We start from the raw sequence: 18,178 nt of genomic DNA on the forward strand, positions 1-18,178 counted from the left end.
ATTGTTGCTACTTTGAGAAATACTGACTGAGTTTTTCATTGACAAATCGCCTGATTCTTTTAGCAATGCTACCTTTTCTGTTTGCCAGGAAAGCTTTGATCACTTCGTAAGCGGTTTTGTCTTCTTCGATAACAGTGGGGAATTGTGTAATTGGTTTTGGGTTTATGGCCACATTGTAAATGTCGTTTATGCCAGAGTGTACCCCCGTACCATCATGACCAATGTTATTAACCAATGATTGTGACGGATTTAAGGTTAAGCCGCCCTTTAAGAAGATAGAGGCGTACCACCTAATGGCCCAGCTATTGTTTTTGCCTTTCTTAAATTCTTGCATTTGCTTCCAGAAGTTCATCGTGTTATCGATAGAAAAAGCCGCCTTTTTTTTATGATCAAATTGGCTAATCAGGGTATCAATATCTGGTTCGAAGTTTTTCCAGGCCCGCCCCCATGTTGCCCATCCCCAACTGGTGGCCGCCCTAAAAAAGAATGATTGCGGAAGGTTTTTAGTTTTTAGCGGATACATATAAGCGCCAATGTGCATCACCTTATCTTCGTTGCGATAGCGGTTTAGGGCCTCATTGAAATAGGTAAGCGTATGAGGAGAAGTTACTAAGTCGTCTTCAAAAACGATCACTTGCCCATAATCATCAATTAGCTTGGTTACCCCAGCGATGACAGCATTGGCTAAGCCTGAATTTTCTTTTTTTTCGAAAATCTTTACCGATTTGAAGCCCTCAATCTTCTTGATAATTGATCTCACCTCTGCTACCTTGTCTTCATCGTGAGGATTTTTTGCCCCATCAGAAAAAATGAATAACCTGCTTTCTGCTGCAAGTTCATTTTGTTGCAAAAACTTTAATGTTCGTTCGGTATGCCGCGGACGGTTATAAACAAAAAGGGCAATTGGGGCAAGATTTTGCATGCTTTGATTTTAGAAGTTACCTATAACTTTTTAATGCAACCTTCACTAGATCAAACTTTGAGTTTCATTATGGGTTGAATGCAAAAATATATTAATAAATTGATTGATCTGTTTCGTTTACCTATGTTTTTTACCCTTGGGTAAATATGTGTGAAAATTGAAGTTATGATGAGTAATGGTATCATGCTGATCAAAAATCGGACTAAACGAATGAAGCGATAGCAAAATTCTGATTTTGGATTTCGTGGATTCCGGCTAATCAGTGAAAGCCGTATGTTAGGGCCTGCAGCATTTATTAGTGAAAATGAACTAAAATTATATTTATCTACAGCCAAAACAATGTAATTTGCATAATTTTTGGCTGCAGATAAAATTGTTTTCATCTTAATATAATATTTAAGGTATATCTAGTGAAAGCGCTATTACTTTGTCCATCAGAATATTAAGAAACGCTTTAATAACCTGTAATGTAATAATGGATTGATACTCTGTAAAAATCAAGCTGACTAAAACCATCATTAATATCGAGAGCACCTAATCGAAATTTACCACGCTTCGATACCTTAAGCCTTTTATTGATAACATACCGAGTGAAAATTTTGATGATAGCTAATATGAAACTCTTTAGATCGCCACCTTGAGCAATTTGGCCACACTAAAATTGATATGCTCTCCAGATCTTACGTAACCAAGCTGATTGGTGAGCATTGTCGTTTGGCCTATTTTAAAAGGTACGGTGTTTTGGTGGTGATGACCATGTATCCAACATAGAGGATTATGTTTTTCTATCATTTGCTTTAACTCTATTGCAAATGCTTCATTTAGCATACTTCCCAAAAATCTGGCGGAATAGTTCATTAAAGTTGGTACATGATGCGTAACGACAACCTTCTGTTGCCCGTTTTCATTTAATAACTCGCTCCGAATAAAGTCTAAACTTTCCTGATGTATTTTATTGTAATCCGCTGGCCTGAAAACTTGCCCATTATTCCGGATCACATAAAAATCGGACATTCCACTCAATATCTGTCTTTCATTTTGGGGACTAATGTGAGACCACATTGTTGAAAAGATCAGATCGTAATCTGTAGCTTTGATTGTTTCGTTGTTGACCAGGTGAACATTGTTTTTGATGTGCTCTTGATGGGACCCAGAACATCTGGCGATATCGCTGTTATAGTATTCATGATTCCCCGGAACCCAATACACTTGTTCAAAATTATCTGAAACATAATTGAAAAAATCTATACGTTTTTCAAACTGGCTAAAAGTTACAATATCACCAGCTAAAATCAGTACATCGGCTTTAGGTTGAATTGGGAATTTCTTCAGATAATCATAATTTTCTGGGAACTCTAAATGTAAATCAGACGCCTATTGAAAAGTCATGTTTTATGAAAATGTTTACCTCATTAAAATACGCAATTTTTATCGAATTAATCACATTGGTAAACTTATCTAAAGCAGGCGCCAATATCTTTAATTCCATGAATAGCAAGGAGAATTTATTGTTTTCTAACTCCCTGGAAATAACGTTAAACTAAACATGCCTTAAAATGCGACTATCATGCCTTAGGACTGCGCTAGAACCCCAATAGGCCCACACTAAAACTACACCTAAATATGAGTTGAAAATGGTAATGATTTAAGTGAATAGCAAGCCTTAAAAATGGTGTAACCAGGCATAATAAACTAAAGTTTTATATTCACAAATCATCTTTTATAAATTATATGATTAATGTTCTTACAAAAAAGCCGCTTAAATGCAGCTTTAACTTATCTGATCGATATTCGCTATTTTGCTAACACCATTGCATTTTGCTCCGCTTCCATAATGCTTTCAGAAGCATATGATTCTGATTTGAGACTAGCAAAGTCAGCTAATTTTACATTTTTCATGTTGCTAGCGATCATTGTACTTTGATCAGCAGTACCGTTTAATTTCAATACTGCATCATCCTTAACGATGGTGTATAAACTGCCTGCTGTAGTTTTAATCCTTACTGTAGCACTCTGGCTTAAAAATAACTGAAGGTATTTTACATCGAAATTATTGCTGGTCACCACGACAGATTGACCATAAGCTTCAATTCTTTCCAAATCTTTTACGGTAATATTAAGTGTTACCTGGCTGGTTTCCATGGAATTGATAAATAAGGTTTTCCCATCAGTTGATACGGAGGTTTTTGCAGCGTCGTAGTTGCTCGCACCGGCTACATTTTGCTTGTCACCTTGTGTTAAGATGATTTTCACATTCCCGCTCACCCAGATCCTGTTAAATTTTGATAATGAAGAAGTTTTTGTTTCTGCTTTAACTGGCTCAGCGGCAAAAGTTGCCATTGCTGATGAAGTAAATAATACTGCTGTTAATGCTGCTGCGAATAATGTTTTTGCTAAGGTTTTCATATCTTTTATATTTTAGGTTTTTGCTATTGTTTGTTATTAAGACGCAGCCATACATCAAACGTTGCAGGCAAAAACCATGTATTATACCAGTGTCAGTAACCGCTAGACCAACGCCTGTAATTTCTAGACGAACTGTTGCGAATTCTCTATCCAGATTTACTTAAATCTACACGTACTGCTTCCCAGGGCCTGAAAACTTCTTATCAGAAAACACTTCCTTTAGATAAAGAGCTAAAGGGAAATGCTGAAATTGTAACACAGGACTTACGGTTAATTGAGCACTTTTTTACCAGACTAGAAAGCTTTTCAAATACCAGTCAGCGTAGAATAGGGGCAGAATATCAGCCAGCTACAAAGCATTTGCGTAAACATTTATCGCCTTATTCTTAAAAAGAAGAATTTTTAATACCTTGTCCTATCATGAAAAAAATATTCTTCGCAATGCTGACCCTGTCGCTTTCTCAAATCACGATTGCTTTTTCACAAGAGATTAATACCGACATAAATGGTAAAAAAATGAGTGATTTTATCAGGCTGGAAACTAAACTTAAAGGCAAGGTTTATCAAAAAGGAGGCGATATCATTATTCCTGGCGGGATGGAAATGCCAATACTATACAGGAGAGCACAAAAAGGCATTCCCGATCTCACTATAAATTATATTTTTACAAAAAAAGACTCTGTTATTCATGAAATCCAATACTGCTGGGATCCTAGGAATTTTGAAGACGGAAAGCCAGCCGCCCAGTCCATCGAATTTGATAAAGCCCTGATTAGAAAATATAACCTTGTGTTAAAGGAACTCACTGCCCGGTTCGGTGCATCCGAAGCTAGGGACGATCTGACAGATTTGGCGAAAATCAACACCAACAGAGGCCTGGGAAGATCTGATTCCTGGACAACCAAAGACGGAACCAAAATTTATATGTCTACCATCCTTGCTAACCATTATAAGTTTGATGATAACGACAATGGTAATTCCTTGCATAAAATAGATATTTATGTTACCACTAAGCGAAAGTAGCACGCAAGAAACGTTTAAATCTCAATGATCAATTCCTCAGCTTGGGATATTCTGGAGCAAGTTCTTCACCGCTTTTACTAAAATAGACCTTACTATCATCGGCAATCTTTAAGTTCATCTTAGCAGGACTTTTGTATCTTGAAGGATTTAAAGATGTTGTTCAGTGTATCCATACAGAGTAGCCGGCCATCCAGATTGCTCTCAAGGTCAAGGATTATTTTTAAAACTTCTGAGGCTTGCATTGTAGCAGCTGTTCCGCAGGTGGTATTGATAATACCGGAATTGTTACAGGTATTGAGGTCATTTTCACGCAGGGCCTGACTGGAGAAGATATGCTCGAGTTTGATCCCTTGTTTATGGTTCAACACCGTCAAATAGGCCGTCCATTCCAGCACTGCTGCATATACCAAGGGCTTATGCAGCAAAGCGCTGATTGCCCCGATCAGTATCCTTGTTTCAGCATCATCTGTGCAGTCGCATAAGATCCCGTAGTTTTCAATCAATTCTCTTGCATTGTTTTCATCCAGCTTTTCGCAATAGCCAGTGATCTGTATTTCAGGATTGATCTGCTGAAGCCTTTCTTTTAAAATGTCTACTTTGTTTTTGTTTAGGTCTGCTGTGGTATACAGAAACTGGCGGTGCAGGTTGGTGATGGAAATTGTGTCCTGATCCACTATGCCGATATGGCCAACACCGGCCGAAGCCAGGTAAGTTGCAAGGGGCACGCCCAGGCCACCTGCACCAATGATGAGCACTTTAGCATTGCCGATCTTTTCCTGCCCTTCCTTGAGTACCTGTGGCACCAGGATTTGCTGTTGGTACCGCTGCATTAACTTCTGTTGATCTGAGAGGTAATGGTGGCATCGGTGATCTTATCATCCTGGGCGAGCAAAAATGCTTTGGAGAGGATGACCGATAAACCTGCATCACCTTCAAACGGTATAAAAAGATTTTCGGTATGGTTTTTTTGGCTTCGATCAGGCACGATACAGAGGTATTGATCATTGGGTTCCATCAGGATGTTAGTGCTTCCCAAATGGATCTTATAGGTCCGCAAGGCACCCTGTACCACCAGGAACTTATCTTTGATCTGTGCAACTTTGCTGATTTTGAGGCGCGGCAATAAATTCGTAATGATTTCTTTCCTGTTTTTAGCCACCTCTGATAAATCCCCAAAAGAGAAAGTCGTCCAATAATCGCGATAAGCTGGCAGGCCGCCAGAATCTTGCCAGGTGGGATCGTTACCCACACTCGCTACACCGACAAATAAATCCACATCCCTGAGCACCTCTGAAAGGGGAAGAGCAGGGATATCAATCAGGTTTTTCACCTGCTCATTTGAGGTATCGATGAAGCGGACCTGGTCGGTGGAAATATAGTTCCAGATCCCCGTATCATTGAAGGCGTCGTCTGCTGCGACCTCGTTTACCCAATACTCTGCACGAAGGTTATATTCGGGAAGATGAACCTTTGCAGACTCGTTGTCACGGCCATCATCGTAAGCGCCAAGCAACGAGTATTTCCATCCGCGTGTCTTAGCCAGCATATTGAACTGATGCTGTTTTAAAATGTGCGAGGCCATGCGATTGCTGTAGGTGCGGGTATTGATTTCGGCATCTGTGAGCAGGTAAACTTCCCTGTAGGCCTGTTTTAGAGGTTGTTGGATTTTCTGTCCGTTTAGAAAAGCCCGCCACTCGGTAGTTTCCTGAGTGCTGGCTAAAGCAGGATGCCAAAGCGATACTGCACAAGTATTTTTGGGTGTCACCCGGTTACCCTTATTGTCCTGCCATTCCTGACCGATTTGAATGAGGCTTTGCGGATGGCCAGGGTTTTCAGGGTCGGTAAATGTCCAGATGATCTTTTCAGCGATAAAGCTGACCAGACCATGCTGCAGGAAATACTTTTCAAAGTTTTCGTAATTCCATACCCTGCCTGTTCTAAAAAGCCTGTCAATGCGGTCTCTCTGGGCTGAGGTATTTTGATCAATTTGTTTTTGTGTATCCTTTATTTTTTTGAGCCGCTGCGCGTATTTTTCCTTAATGAAAGCCGGGACCGTTTTTTGTGGACTTCCGTCTGGCTTGGTCCAGCTAAGCATTGATTTACCTATGCCGGTAATCTCAAGTGTACAGTTATAATCTTCAAAAGCGTAACTGCGCTTTCCATTGCTGAGCTTAAAATCTTCAACAGCCATATCCTCAATATCATGCGTGGAGACTTTTTGAAAAGCAGCTGCCTCAGCAATATATTTTTCGATGAGGGTCTGGGTGCTGGATTGTTTGATGCGCAGCTTCAGCCTGGAAAGATGCCCGATTCCATCAAGTCCCTTTGATTTATAAAGCGCATACAAGCAAGCGTTCCCCAGGCTTGCAGCAGCAGGGCCTTTGCCCGGTATTTTCCGGAAGCAACGTTCGGCCAGCTTAGCGATGAGGTTGAGTGTGTTCTGATCATGAAAGTGTGCGCATATCCAGACCAGGCCCTTGATGGTATCCAGGTTGATGCCACTTAAAAATTCAGTTGTGTTGTAGTTATAAGCCTGTGCCCCGGTACCAGAGGTGTGCGTCACAATAGTTTCCTTGTGGGCGGTAACAAACTCCATCCAGCTGCCGATAATTTTCTTGAATTTATCCGTCTCTAGGGTCTTAACCAAGGCGTGGCATTCATCAAGGTATTTTTTGCTCGGTTTTGCGCCACTTGCTTTCTGGGCTTTGGAAAGCAAGTCAAACCAGATTTGTTTTTCTGGATTTTCCATGGCAAGCAGCATCGGGTTAGCATATGCTGCAAGCGCATCCTGGCCTAGAAAAAGTGTCGGTTTGGCTTCAGTGGCCGACTGCTCGAAAAGCAATTCATCAAGTTTAGCTTTTATTTTGATGACTTCTTTTAATGCCGTCTGATCACTGCTGGTATAGGCATTTTTTAATTTCCCAAGCGCAGCTTTTACGGCGTCAACCGGTTGATTGGCTTTGTACTGGTTTAAGAGTTGATTAATAAAAAGTGCGATCGGCCACTGGCTGAAAGTACACCATTTGCCATACCTTTTTTTGGTGAAAAAGGCATCAATGATCCTGATGATGCCTTCATCCTGATAATGGATCTTTGTCCGCAGAAGCTGGGTTAGGTAAGCATCCCTAACGATATTGTCTTTGTATTCTTCCGGGCTTCCATCGCTATTGCGTTTTGCATAAGTATCTGTTTCGCTAAGGCAGTACAACAGGAAATCTGTTTTTTTATCATCTGACCAGTTTTGCACCTCATTTTGGTAAACATCAATACCGCTGAGCTTCACCTCATAAAAGTGTTCGTTCATTTTTAGGCACTCGTTCCGGGTAGAAACAATAACCTTTTTGAAATCCGCATTTTCAGCCCCTGTAGAATCGGTGAGGCTACTGGAAACTTTTTCATTTGCACCAGTTATGGTCTGCTTAATCTTATCAAATATGTTCATTGCTATCCTCCAACTAAAGGTGTTAGTTTAATGAAACTGACGGCCGTGTTCTCACCGAGCTCAACCTGTTGTTCCAGGCTTTCAGACTGTTGGTTATCGATCAGTACAAAAAAGCCGTTTTTTTGAAAGGCATCCAAAGCAACGTAAACCTGTTCTTCGGCATCGATGAGTTTCCGGTTTTTAAGCTTGTATCCGTTAAGCGTCTTTTCAGCATCTGTAGGCTCAACCAAACCATTAAAATATTCGGGGAGTTTATTGTTGTAGTTTTCAACCTCTTTTCTTACGCGGCTGGAGATAATCTCTGATACGCTTACGCTGTTGGACTGAAAATGAAGCTGGATCTCCTGAAGGATTTTACCAGCAAAAGTTTCATCTTTAATAGTAATCGTCATATAGATATATTGATAGCGGTTTAAAATTTGATTTCAAGATGCAAATTTTGTTTTTGTCTGGCAAATTTAAAACCAGATGCTGTGTTGCAAACAAGGTATTGATTGCATTCTGAAAAAGACTCTGCAACCAGCGTACAGCCTACAATTACAATGCCATAACAGCCTATATTTCAGTAAATATCACCAGAATATCCAGTGAAATGTTTGGTTTCATTTGTTTTAAAGAGAAAAGATAGATCTTTCCGAATTCCGGTAAAGGTTTGAAAATCTGACTACAACAAGTACCAATCGGGCTACTTTTTACCGCACGGCAATCAAGAATTTTGTACTAGAAATTTATTCAGTTTTAGATACAATTAAAAAAATGCAAAAAAGAAAATTAGGAAATAGCGGATTGGAAGTTTCCGCATTAGGCTTTGGCTGTATGGGTTTAAACTTTTTGGATGGTAAAGGTCTTGATAAAAAAGAAGCTATCAAGTTACTACGCAATGCAGTTGAAAGAGGTATTACATTTTTTGATACTGCGGAAGCTTACGGACCTTACACCAACGAAGAAATTGTTGGCGAGGCACTACAACCTTTTAGAAAAGATGTAGTGATCGCCACAAAATTTGGTTGTAAAGATGCCAGACCAGCGGTAGGTTTAGACAGCAGACCCGAAACCATCAGAGCCGTAACCGAAGCATCTTTAAAAAGATTAAAAACAATATTAAACCTTCTGGTCTTAGCAGCGTTGAAAAGCGTCTAAACCTGATGAAGGAAGTGCTTGGTTTTTCTAAAAATGAACAACTGATTGCTTATTGTAGTAAAGACATGGGGATTATTTGATTAGTCCAGAGTCTTCAGTCTATAGTCATAAGTCGAATGATCTAGGTTTTAGTTGCGATTGTCATTCTAAGTTGTAATTTATTGAATAGAAATCAATAAGGGTTCTCTCTTATTTGCTGTCAAAAAAAAACAAAAAACAACGGCTGAAAATTTTTCTTTCGAAGCCAGTTGGATGACTTTTTCAGTGGAGCTCTAAAATTAGATAGGCCGGATTAAAGTGGATTGGAGGTAAGCTGTGCTACAGCCTAACAATGCGAAATGCATAGGTGTAGCAAGTTGCTTATTAATAAATAATTATAAAGTAATATCAATACTAGCGTAGTCGAAGGATTTGCAACAATGAAATGAATTTTACTGCTTTAACAATCTCAGTATGCTCCTCCTGTAAAAGATCATCTTAAGTCATATTATATTACAATGAAGAACATTACATGATCATTTACGCCAAAGTATTTGCCCTGTAGGCTCCAAAACAATAATATTTGCCTGAATAAAAAATGAAAAACGGAAGTACTTTGTCATTAAAAAGTTCTGAAGGTCGTTTGTCAATTTTTTTAATAACTGTTCTCTACTCAAACTTCCACAGTATGACGTAGGAATTCTGAAAAACGTATATTCTGGCTGAAATTCTATACAAATCCTAGAGTTATTATTTTCTTCATATGTATTTACTCCAGTCAAAGTGACGACGTATTCGTTCAGTGACTCGAATAGACCAAAATTATATTTACCGATTGGTTTCTCCGGTTTATCATATGTACACATGTAAACTAACCATTCTTCAATAGTTGAAAATTTCGATTCTATGTCTGTTAACGGAGGTTCAAGCTCATCCTCTATGACATTGAAGCTTCCTTGTACAAATATTAGTTCATTTAAGTCGTTTTTATGTGGCGGGATAAGTGACATATTTATTTTTTATAATAAACTTTCGTACGTCTATATCGTCTAGGATTCTCCGTCAGAAATATTTCACGAAAGTTTTGTTTTTTTAATAAAATTAATACATATCAATTTACCAAAATATTAATTTTTCAAATGATTGCATGTTGAAAGTTAATATATAAGGTAAATAATCTAAGAAACTAAACTAAGTATACTACATAAGACTATAAAGTCTGCAAATTAATGTAATTTTCTTTTTTGCAAAAAGGTCGTTAAATTTAAAATAAAAAAAGCAATTGTTTATTAAAAAGGAATTGTCTTCACATGAGTTTTTGCTCGTTGAGTAACTCGTGTTACAGATGTCGTTGTATTTGTCCATCTGGTGTGTGCATAATAGTTCCATCTCAATACTGCAGTAGTCCCCATCTCTTGGGCATTTTTATGCATATCTAGCAAAGTAATATTTTTAGTCATCCAACCTGTAGAGGTATTATATGTCTGATTTGCAGGATGAACCGTTGCGTCAGACATGGTTACAGTTTTCATATAAAAAGGGCCAATTGGACTATATGAATAGGACCAACTATGAATATACAAAACCGGAAGTGCAGCTGGTACCGGAATAATAGTATTACCATTTTCATCAACCTCCACTTCACTTTCCTGTGGCGGATCTATTGCAATATCCTCGTCTACAAATTCTGACTCATAGCTTTGCGACGAACCCGAAACGATAATATCCTGGTCGTTAGGCTCTTCTGTCTCATCTTCGGGTTCCTCTGGCTCTGGATTTTCACCACTCCCACCACCCCCACCACCGCCTGGTAGATTTTGATCATCACATGTTGTAAATAAATACTCAGAGGTCTGTTCTGTACTTCCGTCGGCATAATAATATATTGTATCTAAAAACCAGTTTAGGCAATGAGATCTTGCCGAACTATTTCCCTGATTATATGAAATGTTTTTCAGATTAGTCTTTGGAATACCAACTGAATGTAGCTTTCCGCTCTTATAACTCATTTGATATTTTAGGTTGCCTTTTAAATCAATGAACTTAAACATTCCATCATCAGATACTTTTTCTCCATTAATTATATTTTGGATCGTCTTTCTTGAAAGTTGGGTTCGTTTAACTCCATCGGCCGGAAGATATGCAATGATTGACGACCACCTCAATTTTCCATTTCGACCTTGTACTATCATGAGATTCAAAATTGTTCTTTCATCTAATTTCAGATAGTCTTTATTGATGTTTAATTGTTTGATAACTAAATTATTTATAGGTATAATAATTAAATTTTCCCCATTTTTCCTATTTTCATTATATAACAAAGAATAATCAAGGTTGCGAATTATCTCTTCAAAATTTTGTTTATTTATACCTTTTAAATACCTATCATGTAGACGTAGCCATTCGATTGGTACTTGCTTATCAGCTCCGCTAGTTACCATTTTCTGTGACAATGATTTAGAAGAAAATAGCTTAGTTGACGAATCATTAAGTACTTCTTTTTTTTGACATGAAATTGTAAATGTTAACAGAAATAAAAAGACTAAGAAAAAAATGCCTTTATTTTTTTTCATGATTTGAGAGCTTAGAGAGACAATAATTACTTGTATCTTCAAATATAATAATATGTTTCCATCTTTTGTTTTTTTTTCCTAATAACATTTGATGCTATTAATACTTAGGTTGATTCGATAAGAACAAATCGATTAATCTGTAATATTTTCAGCTACTATTTCATATTCTTACGCTCAAAAAATCTATCGTATAAAAAGCGAAAGTAGACTTTATTTATAAGTCAGCTAAGCGTCTTACAAAAATTATGCTTAAAATGAAATACATCTTTATACTTTCTTTATTATTAAATATTTCGAGCGCTTTTGGCCAGGAAAAACAAATCAAAAAGGACAAATGGCATTGGAACAGCAACAAACTAAAACAAGACACAATTGCTGGTTACTGTCAAGTTTTAAAAATTGATAATGTCCTTTATATATCAGGTGCTGTAACTGATAATATTACGCCTGAAGGAATTTCATCCGTTTATAACAATTTAAAAGCTTCTTTGGCAAGTTTCGGTGCGACGTTTGAAAATGTCGTGAAAGAAAATCTATATACGACAGATATTGAAGAAGTGAAAAAGTTTAATTACGTCAGAAAGAAATTTTATAATAATGATTTTCCCGCAGCTACTTGGGTTCAAATTCAAAGGTTGTATATGCCAAAAGCTAAGTTGGAAATTGAGTTAACAGCACATCTACCAAAATAATTACTAAAGAATTCAGTTAAAAGGATATTGCTTTGTTGGTCAAAAATAACATGCAAATGAATGTGGCAACTACTATTTTGAATTCCCTCTACCATATTGCTAAAGTCTACCACCAGCGTAATGATAAAAAACATCAATAACGTTAAGTAAATATAGACCTCACAAAACCCACATTGATATTATCTTCTGGGCATATAGTATGTGACCTTTAATTTATCCAGGTTAGCAGCGTGAATTTCATATCCAGATTTAAAGAGATTAGTTGAATAATAAAGCCCGTAGCAACTTTGATGGATGATACGGGCTAATTTTAGCTTTAGTGCTATTCAAAATACAATATTGAATATTTAGCTAGTATTGTTTGACTGGTTTCGCCAAAAAGGTCTTAATAATTGTTGTTCTTGCAGCACTACTATTATTTGGAACGACATCAAATGATATCCTTACATATAAATTAGCTGGTGCTTCAAATGTTTTAAGTGAGGTAACAAAAGAAATATAAGAGAAATCTGTATAAGCGATAGTTGATTCATCCAGGTATTCTTTATTACCTACAACCTCAGCTGGTTGACGGCTTCCGGTTGGGCTTAGTAACACTACTTCTTTTTTTAAATTCTGAATAGTTGCTCTATTAGCGTTTCCATTGATAATTGCGGGATTAAATACAACATTAAATGATGCTTGATCAAGTCCGTAACTGTATATGTAAGTATTCATTTTGCCGGGCACATCTGATGGCTCCTCAACCGGGGGGATAACCTTATAAATTTTTACAGTAGGCGTGTTACTGATATTAAAAACACCAAGCGAAGCCGGATAGTTAGGGATATAATCTGGAGCTATATTTTCTAAACCTTGAGTATTTGAAATGAATACTACAGGGTTAAACATTCCCTCCGGGCTTTGGGTGATACTACCATTGAGATTGATTTGCGTATTCAGCTTTAAATTTACTTTTTGTTCACTAAATCCAGGGTCATTACTTCCTCCTTTAATAGCGCCCAGTACCGCATTAAAAATACTCTTACCGCCACTTTTACTTTCTCCCTTAGCAGCTTCCTCTACCCCTGTTTTTACATCTGCTAATTTGAAAGGCCCTAAATCTTTAGAGAAAAAATTCCCTAATGCCTTGGAACCCACAGCTAAAATACCCAATTGGCCAACACCAACAGATATCGCACCTTTTAAAAGTGTTCCAAAAAGACCACTACCTGTTGGATTTGGAGTCTGGATGGTGCCATCAATGGACCCTTTTTGAGTGCCATTAAGTGTGATTTGGCTTACGGAAGTAGAGTACATGCTCCATCTCAACTGATTTGCTACGTAGCTTGTACTGGAAAGCATTGGGTCATAAGCCAATTCAAACTCTTCCGCATACCATGTCCCACTTTGAACAATTTTTTCATTTTGTACCTTGGTAGATACGGTATTAAGTTGGTCAAAATTTACCAATTCACCTTGTTCAAAATTAAGAATACTGGAGGTATTGGTGGTTCCTCTTAAATCGAGTTGAAAGGTAACCACATCAGTAGAGGCACCAGATTTCGGAACCATGTAGTAATATAACCAAAGTCAAGGATTATTTTTAAAAATTACCAGGCTTGCATTGGGGCAGCTATTCCGCAGGTGCTATTGATGATGTCAGAACTTTACTGGCATTCAGTTCATTTTCACGTAGAGCCCTACCAACTTGAATTTAAAAACATAGTTATGGCGCATTATAAAAATTAATATCCCGCCATAAGTGGTTTAAAAAACATAGTTATGGCGCACTATAAAAACTTATACTGCGCCATAAGTCATATATAATGCTTATCTTTGTCATACAAACAAAGATCAGATGGAAACAATAATCGGGCGGTCAACAGAAAAAAAGTTATTGCTGGAGATAGCGAAATCCGGGGATGCAGAGCTGGTGGCAATCTACGGAAGGAGACGTGTAGGTAAAACATTCCTTGTCAGAAATGGATTCAGCCGGGAACTCGCCTTTGAATTTTCAGGCATTCACCATGCTTCCTTAGATCAACAGTTAGAAGGATTCAGTCTAGCATTAACCCACGCTTCCGGGTCACTACCTCTGGCTAAGCCGGAGAGCTGGCTTAAGGCATTTGAAATGCTCAAACAATATCTAACTCCTCTGGTTAAAAAGCAAAGAACTGTCATCTTCATGGACGAATTCCCCTGGATAGACACGCCAAAGTCTGGTTTTTTACCGGCATTTGAACAATTCTGGAATATCTGGGCATCACGACAGCCAAAGCTTGTTGTGGTCATTTGCGGATCAGCCGCGTCCTGGATGATCACAAAAATTATAAACAACAAGGGCGGATTACATAACCGGGTAACAAAACGGATCAGGTTATTGCCTTTTACAATAGGTGAAACAGCTGCTTATCTGAAAAACAGAAAGATTAAACTTGACAAATATCAGCTTTTGCAACTATACATGGCTATGGGAGGCATTCCGCACTATCTAAAGGAAGTTGTACCCGGAGAGAGTGCAGCCCAGGTGATCGATAAGCTTTGTTTTACAAAAGACGGGCTTCTTGTGGACGAATTTAAAAACCTCTATTTTTCCCTTTTTGACAATGCGCAAAGCCATATCGATATCGTAAAAGCACTCGCAAAGAAAGGAAAGGGCTTGTCTCGACAAGAAATCATCGATACCTGCAAGCTGACAACAGGTGGACATGCTACCAAATTATTGGATGAATTGATTGAGTCTGGTTTTATAGCGGATTATATCCCATTTGGAAAAACAAGCAGGGACAAACTTTACAAACTGGTTGATGAATACTCGTTATTTTATTTAAAATATATAGATGGAAGCAAGGCAACCGGCAGCGGAACATGGCTAAAGGCCATGACCGGACAATCCTGGACAAGTTGGAGCGGAAATGCCTTTGAAAGTATTTGTCTAAAGCACATACCCCAGATTAAAAAGACAATGGGAATAGAGGCGATCTACACTGAAGAATCTGTATGGAGATATCAACCAAAAGTTAAAACAGAAAAAGGCGCACAAATTGACCTGCTCATAGATCGTAATGATGGGTGTATTAGTGTTTGCGAAATGAAATTTTCTGCCAAACCCTTTGAGATCACTAAAACTTATGCGATCGAACTAAATAATAAAATCGATTGTTTTCGACAACAAACCGGAACAAAGAAAACGGTGTTTTTAACAATGGTCACTACCTATGGCGTTAAAAATACAGGAAGCTATCCAGGGCTGGTACAATCTGAGGTCCTAATGGATGCACTTTTTGACTTATAACCAGAGATGATATAAAAAGAGGATGTTCATCTTAATTATAAATCTATCTGGACATATTTAGCGTAGGCACTACTCTTCAATCAAGCTTAGAGAATAAATCACTTCTCTCAACGAACCATGTTTTCTTTAAAACTAGCGCGATATAACTTGATTTAAAGAGCACATACCCATATATAGCCAAATAAACCTAAAACCTGATCATCGGATATTTTTTGGGTGGTCCATTCGCGATCAAACATCTAATGGGCTTGCCCTTATTGTTTGATTATCATATCCTAATAGATCCTTCATCTTCCGGGATCACAGCCATATTGGAAAAAGGATAATAGAGGTTTTACAAACGAAAACCGATGTAAATGGACGGATGGATATAGGAATTATCTACAAGTTACGATCATATCCTTTGATCAATGGGCAAAGCACAGCTTATTACTTGAAGGATTTATGCCGCCCACAAGCTGGTTCTACGAATCATGCCATAAATTTTTCATTGTATTATTGAACCTCTAACTTATCGGCAAGGAAATCGAGTACAATTTTATTAAAAAGGCTTGGGTTTTTCAGGGGTAGATAATGATCCTCACCCGCTATGATTTTTGCGCTCGAACTTTTGATAAGCGCGTGGATCAATAGGGTATGTTCAGCTTTGATCACATCAGATTCACCAGCGAGGATTAGTGTAGGCATGCTGATCCTATCCAGGTCATCTGCATTTATCTGCGGTTCCTGCAATACCAATTGAGTGAGTCGCAATTGGTTATTAGATCCTGCATCTTGAAGATTCATCAGGCTATCCCTACGTTTTTCAAACATTCGGACAACATCTTCCTTTATGGCCCTGGTGCCCGGAAAAATATTTGCGCCCATTAGCACCATTTTATCTATTTTTTCAGGGTGTTTTAAGGCAAACGCAATGGCTGTATTTCCCCCGTCACTCCAACCCAGTAAACTCGCTTTTTGGATGTGAATGGAATCCATCACTGCCTTTAAGTCATCCGCCAAAAGCCTATAGCTATAGGCCGTTGTACTTTTATTGATGCTGTTCCCATGTCCCCGGGTATCCATGGCAATGACCTGATAATGCTCAGATAGCGGACCTATCTGGTTTCTGAACGAGCTGATACTCTCGCTGTTTCCATGTAGCAGAATAAGTGGACTACCTTTTCCGTATGTCTCATAGTAGATTTCTCCGTCTGCTACCTTGATGCGCTTTCCGTTGTTGTTTCCATACAATACCCTGGATATCTCCGGATTAACTTTCGTTATTTCATTCAGGTTTTCTTCTTTTTGTTCTTCTTCCTCAACTTTTTTGGTTTTCATGGTTGACACTTCTATGCCAATGAGCAAATGGGAACTGGAAACTTTTTGCCATGTCGCTTCACTTTTCATTCTGTAAAGACTTGAGCGCAATGGGTTGGGGAATGAAGGTATAAAAAATGCCTGCCTGCTCGTATCTCCGGGTAAAGACTGGAGTTCAAGAATGGACAAGGAAACGGCAATTTCTTTTCTTCCCTTTATCTCTATCTGATAAGGCCGCAAATCTATGGTCTGAACCTTTGGCATTCCCTGCTCGGATGAGCCAGACACATCGAACACTACATCTTTATCCAGCAAAGAGTGATCGGGAATTTCATTTTTAATTCCGTAGACATTCAATCTAAGCTTTATCCTTTTAAAATTTCTTCTGTTAATGCCGAAGTTAAGTTTCCTTAAATAAACATCCGGGTCTATTTTAAGGATGGTCGCCTGTTCACGGCCCTTTTCATCACTGAATCTGGGTATTGTTTTATACATCGCGGGAAAGAAAATAAGACTAGCCGACCAGCGTCCGTAGCTTTTCATTTTTCTTGGCTCAGCTTTGACCTTTACCGTTTTAAGCTGCTGCGGCAATTCTTTTAACATAATGGTCTTGTTACCGTTTATAAACTGCTCAATATTAATCTTAATGCTTTGGAAACCAATAGCGGAAAAAATGAGCGAATCTGTCTTTGAGATTTCATCCTGGCGGTAGCTCAGGATGTAACGTCCTAAAGAATCAGAAACAGTACCAATAGCCTTGTTTTTAATACCAATACTGACAAAAGGAACTGGCAGCCCACTGAGTGCGTTTATGGTTTTTCCTGGTAATCCTTCGCTCTGGGCCCGGACTTTAATCGCAAAAATATAAAAAGAAGCGAGGACAAAAAGGAAAGAAATTTTAAATGTTCCATACCGGGAAGTAATATTTTTCTGCATATTGAAGGCCGTTTCAATAAGGGATGAGATGTAGGGTAGAAAGGTTGCAAGCGGATGAATTTTTAGCATGTTGTATTCCAAAAACACGCTGTGGGAAAGTGTTGTCTAGATAGAATCCTAGAAAAGCAGAATAACCATGAAAACTATATTGAAACTATGGTTGATGTTTGTAAGCTTGGTAGCCTATGTTTAGCTAATTGTTTACGCATTATAAGGAAACAATTAGCTGCACCCCTCAGCAGGATAAAATTAGTAGGATAAATCTGTTTTTCTTATCGCTCCTATCGTTCAAAATCAGAACAAATGTACCTGGGTAAAAAAGCTCTCCGGGGTTAATCTTCTCATGATAGTAGTTGATTACTTGTGAAGGAAATTATACTATGTTCAGCCAAAATTTGATTGATTCCATCTCGATCAAATGTCTATCATTTTTTTTACATAAAAAAACGGCCTCATTATTCTGTTCTAAAACATTTTACCGACGTACAC

14 protein-coding genes and 1 pseudogene are annotated in these 18,178 nt (G+C 38.2%); 5 read left to right on the forward strand and 10 right to left on the reverse strand.

Translation table 11 applies throughout. The features are described 5' to 3' along the window. Positions 1-7 precede the first annotated feature (7 nt). The 3 genes and pseudogenes from ACN1CD_RS00880 to ACN1CD_RS00890 form a co-directional block, all read right to left on the reverse strand. On the reverse strand, positions 8-922 hold the full coding sequence (locus ACN1CD_RS00880; protein WP_419128363.1) for a glycosyltransferase family A protein: 915 nt from the start codon (positions 920-922) through the stop codon (positions 8-10). A gap of 624 nt (positions 923-1,546) precedes the next feature. Next, positions 1,547-2,281 (reverse strand): annotated as a pseudogene (locus tag ACN1CD_RS00885) (metallophosphoesterase); the annotation flags it as partial. 435 nt (positions 2,282-2,716) lie between these two features. Next, positions 2,717-3,328 (reverse strand): GIN domain-containing protein, encoded by a 612-nt coding sequence (locus tag ACN1CD_RS00890; protein WP_419128364.1) that lies wholly within the window; start codon positions 3,326-3,328, stop codon positions 2,717-2,719. Between the two features lie 135 nt (positions 3,329-3,463). On the opposite strand from ACN1CD_RS00890, the gene ACN1CD_RS00895 reads away from it, so the two are divergent. Further along, positions 3,464-3,718: a hypothetical protein gene (locus tag ACN1CD_RS00895; RefSeq protein ID WP_419128365.1), complete on the forward strand. Its 255-nt coding sequence runs from the start codon at positions 3,464-3,466 to the stop codon at positions 3,716-3,718. Positions 3,719-3,748: 30 nt separating this feature from the next. After that, positions 3,749-4,351: a hypothetical protein gene (locus ACN1CD_RS00900; protein WP_419128366.1), complete on the forward strand. Its 603-nt coding sequence runs from the start codon at positions 3,749-3,751 to the stop codon at positions 4,349-4,351. Positions 4,352-4,470: 119 nt separating this feature from the next. Here ACN1CD_RS00900 and ACN1CD_RS00905 read toward each other — a convergent pair whose 3' ends face one another. Genes ACN1CD_RS00905 through ACN1CD_RS00915 form a run of 3 tightly spaced genes read right to left on the reverse strand, consistent with a single transcriptional unit; the run spans position 4,471 to position 8,185 of the window. Beyond that, positions 4,471-5,181 (reverse strand): HesA/MoeB/ThiF family protein, encoded by a 711-nt coding sequence (locus tag ACN1CD_RS00905; RefSeq protein WP_419128367.1) that lies wholly within the window; start codon positions 5,179-5,181, stop codon positions 4,471-4,473. After that, entirely contained in the window at positions 5,181-7,793 is a 2,613-nt protein-coding gene (locus ACN1CD_RS00910) for a DUF4132 domain-containing protein (protein ID WP_419128368.1), read from the reverse strand. The genes ACN1CD_RS00905 and ACN1CD_RS00910 overlap by 1 nt, the downstream gene beginning before the upstream one ends. Before the next feature lie 2 nt (positions 7,794-7,795). Then, the gene (locus ACN1CD_RS00915) at positions 7,796-8,185 is read right to left on the reverse strand and encodes a hypothetical protein (protein WP_419128369.1); all 390 of its coding nucleotides are present in this window, start codon (positions 8,183-8,185) and stop codon (positions 7,796-7,798) included. Between the two features lie 364 nt (positions 8,186-8,549). Between ACN1CD_RS00915 and ACN1CD_RS00920 the strand changes: the two genes are divergently transcribed. Next, positions 8,550-8,933: an aldo/keto reductase gene (locus ACN1CD_RS00920; protein ID WP_419128370.1), complete on the forward strand. Its 384-nt coding sequence runs from the start codon at positions 8,550-8,552 to the stop codon at positions 8,931-8,933. 515 nt (positions 8,934-9,448) lie between these two features. Here the strand turns inward: ACN1CD_RS00920 and ACN1CD_RS00925 are convergent. Next, positions 9,449-9,922 carry a hypothetical protein gene (locus ACN1CD_RS00925; RefSeq protein ID WP_419128371.1) on the reverse strand — a complete coding sequence of 158 codons (474 nt, stop codon included), beginning with the start codon at positions 9,920-9,922 and terminating at the stop codon, positions 9,449-9,451. A gap of 279 nt (positions 9,923-10,201) precedes the next feature. After that, positions 10,202-11,485: a hypothetical protein gene (locus ACN1CD_RS00930; RefSeq protein WP_419128372.1), complete on the reverse strand. Its 1,284-nt coding sequence runs from the start codon at positions 11,483-11,485 to the stop codon at positions 10,202-10,204. 254 nt (positions 11,486-11,739) lie between these two features. Between ACN1CD_RS00930 and ACN1CD_RS00935 the strand changes: the two genes are divergently transcribed. Then, on the forward strand, positions 11,740-12,177 hold the full coding sequence (locus tag ACN1CD_RS00935; RefSeq protein WP_419128373.1) for a RidA family protein: 438 nt from the start codon (positions 11,740-11,742) through the stop codon (positions 12,175-12,177). 351 nt (positions 12,178-12,528) lie between these two features. On the opposite strand, the gene ACN1CD_RS00940 is transcribed toward ACN1CD_RS00935, so the two are convergent. Beyond that, on the reverse strand, positions 12,529-13,731 hold the full coding sequence (locus tag ACN1CD_RS00940; protein WP_419128374.1) for a hypothetical protein: 1,203 nt from the start codon (positions 13,729-13,731) through the stop codon (positions 12,529-12,531). 286 nt (positions 13,732-14,017) lie between these two features. On the opposite strand from ACN1CD_RS00940, the gene ACN1CD_RS00945 reads away from it, so the two are divergent. Next, the gene (locus ACN1CD_RS00945; RefSeq protein ID WP_419128375.1) at positions 14,018-15,454 is read left to right on the forward strand and encodes an AAA family ATPase; all 1,437 of its coding nucleotides are present in this window, start codon (positions 14,018-14,020) and stop codon (positions 15,452-15,454) included. 495 nt (positions 15,455-15,949) lie between these two features. On the opposite strand, the gene ACN1CD_RS00950 is transcribed toward ACN1CD_RS00945, so the two are convergent. Next, positions 15,950-17,758: an alpha/beta fold hydrolase gene (locus ACN1CD_RS00950; protein WP_419128376.1), complete on the reverse strand. Its 1,809-nt coding sequence runs from the start codon at positions 17,756-17,758 to the stop codon at positions 15,950-15,952. Positions 17,759-18,178 lie beyond the last annotated feature (420 nt).

The organism is Pedobacter sp. N23S346 (assembly GCF_048515415.1).
Taxonomy (GTDB): domain Bacteria; phylum Bacteroidota; class Bacteroidia; order Sphingobacteriales; family Sphingobacteriaceae; genus Pedobacter.

Coding starts and splice junctions, on each gene's coding strand:
- ACN1CD_RS00900 (WP_419128366.1), top strand. CDS start 3,749: ATGAAAAAAATATTCTTCGCAATGCTGACCCTGTCGCTTTCTCAAATC.
- ACN1CD_RS00915 (WP_419128369.1), bottom strand. CDS start 8,185: ATGACGATTACTATTAAAGATGAAACTTTTGCTGGTAAAATCCTTCAG.
- ACN1CD_RS00905 (WP_419128367.1), bottom strand. CDS start 5,181: ATGCAGCGGTACCAACAGCAAATCCTGGTGCCACAGGTACTCAAGGAA.
- ACN1CD_RS00950 (WP_419128376.1), bottom strand. CDS start 17,758: ATGCTAAAAATTCATCCGCTTGCAACCTTTCTACCCTACATCTCATCC.
- ACN1CD_RS00940 (WP_419128374.1), bottom strand. CDS start 13,731: ATGGTTCCGAAATCTGGTGCCTCTACTGATGTGGTTACCTTTCAACTC.
- ACN1CD_RS00930 (WP_419128372.1), bottom strand. CDS start 11,485: ATGAAAAAAAATAAAGGCATTTTTTTCTTAGTCTTTTTATTTCTGTTA.
- ACN1CD_RS00925 (WP_419128371.1), bottom strand. CDS start 9,922: ATGTCACTTATCCCGCCACATAAAAACGACTTAAATGAACTAATATTT.
- ACN1CD_RS00945 (WP_419128375.1), top strand. CDS start 14,018: ATGGAAACAATAATCGGGCGGTCAACAGAAAAAAAGTTATTGCTGGAG.
- ACN1CD_RS00935 (WP_419128373.1), top strand. CDS start 11,740: ATGAAATACATCTTTATACTTTCTTTATTATTAAATATTTCGAGCGCT.
- ACN1CD_RS00920 (WP_419128370.1), top strand. CDS start 8,550: ATGCAAAAAAGAAAATTAGGAAATAGCGGATTGGAAGTTTCCGCATTA.
- ACN1CD_RS00910 (WP_419128368.1), bottom strand. CDS start 7,793: ATGAACATATTTGATAAGATTAAGCAGACCATAACTGGTGCAAATGAA.
- ACN1CD_RS00890 (WP_419128364.1), bottom strand. CDS start 3,328: ATGAAAACCTTAGCAAAAACATTATTCGCAGCAGCATTAACAGCAGTA.
- ACN1CD_RS00880 (WP_419128363.1), bottom strand. CDS start 922: ATGCAAAATCTTGCCCCAATTGCCCTTTTTGTTTATAACCGTCCGCGG.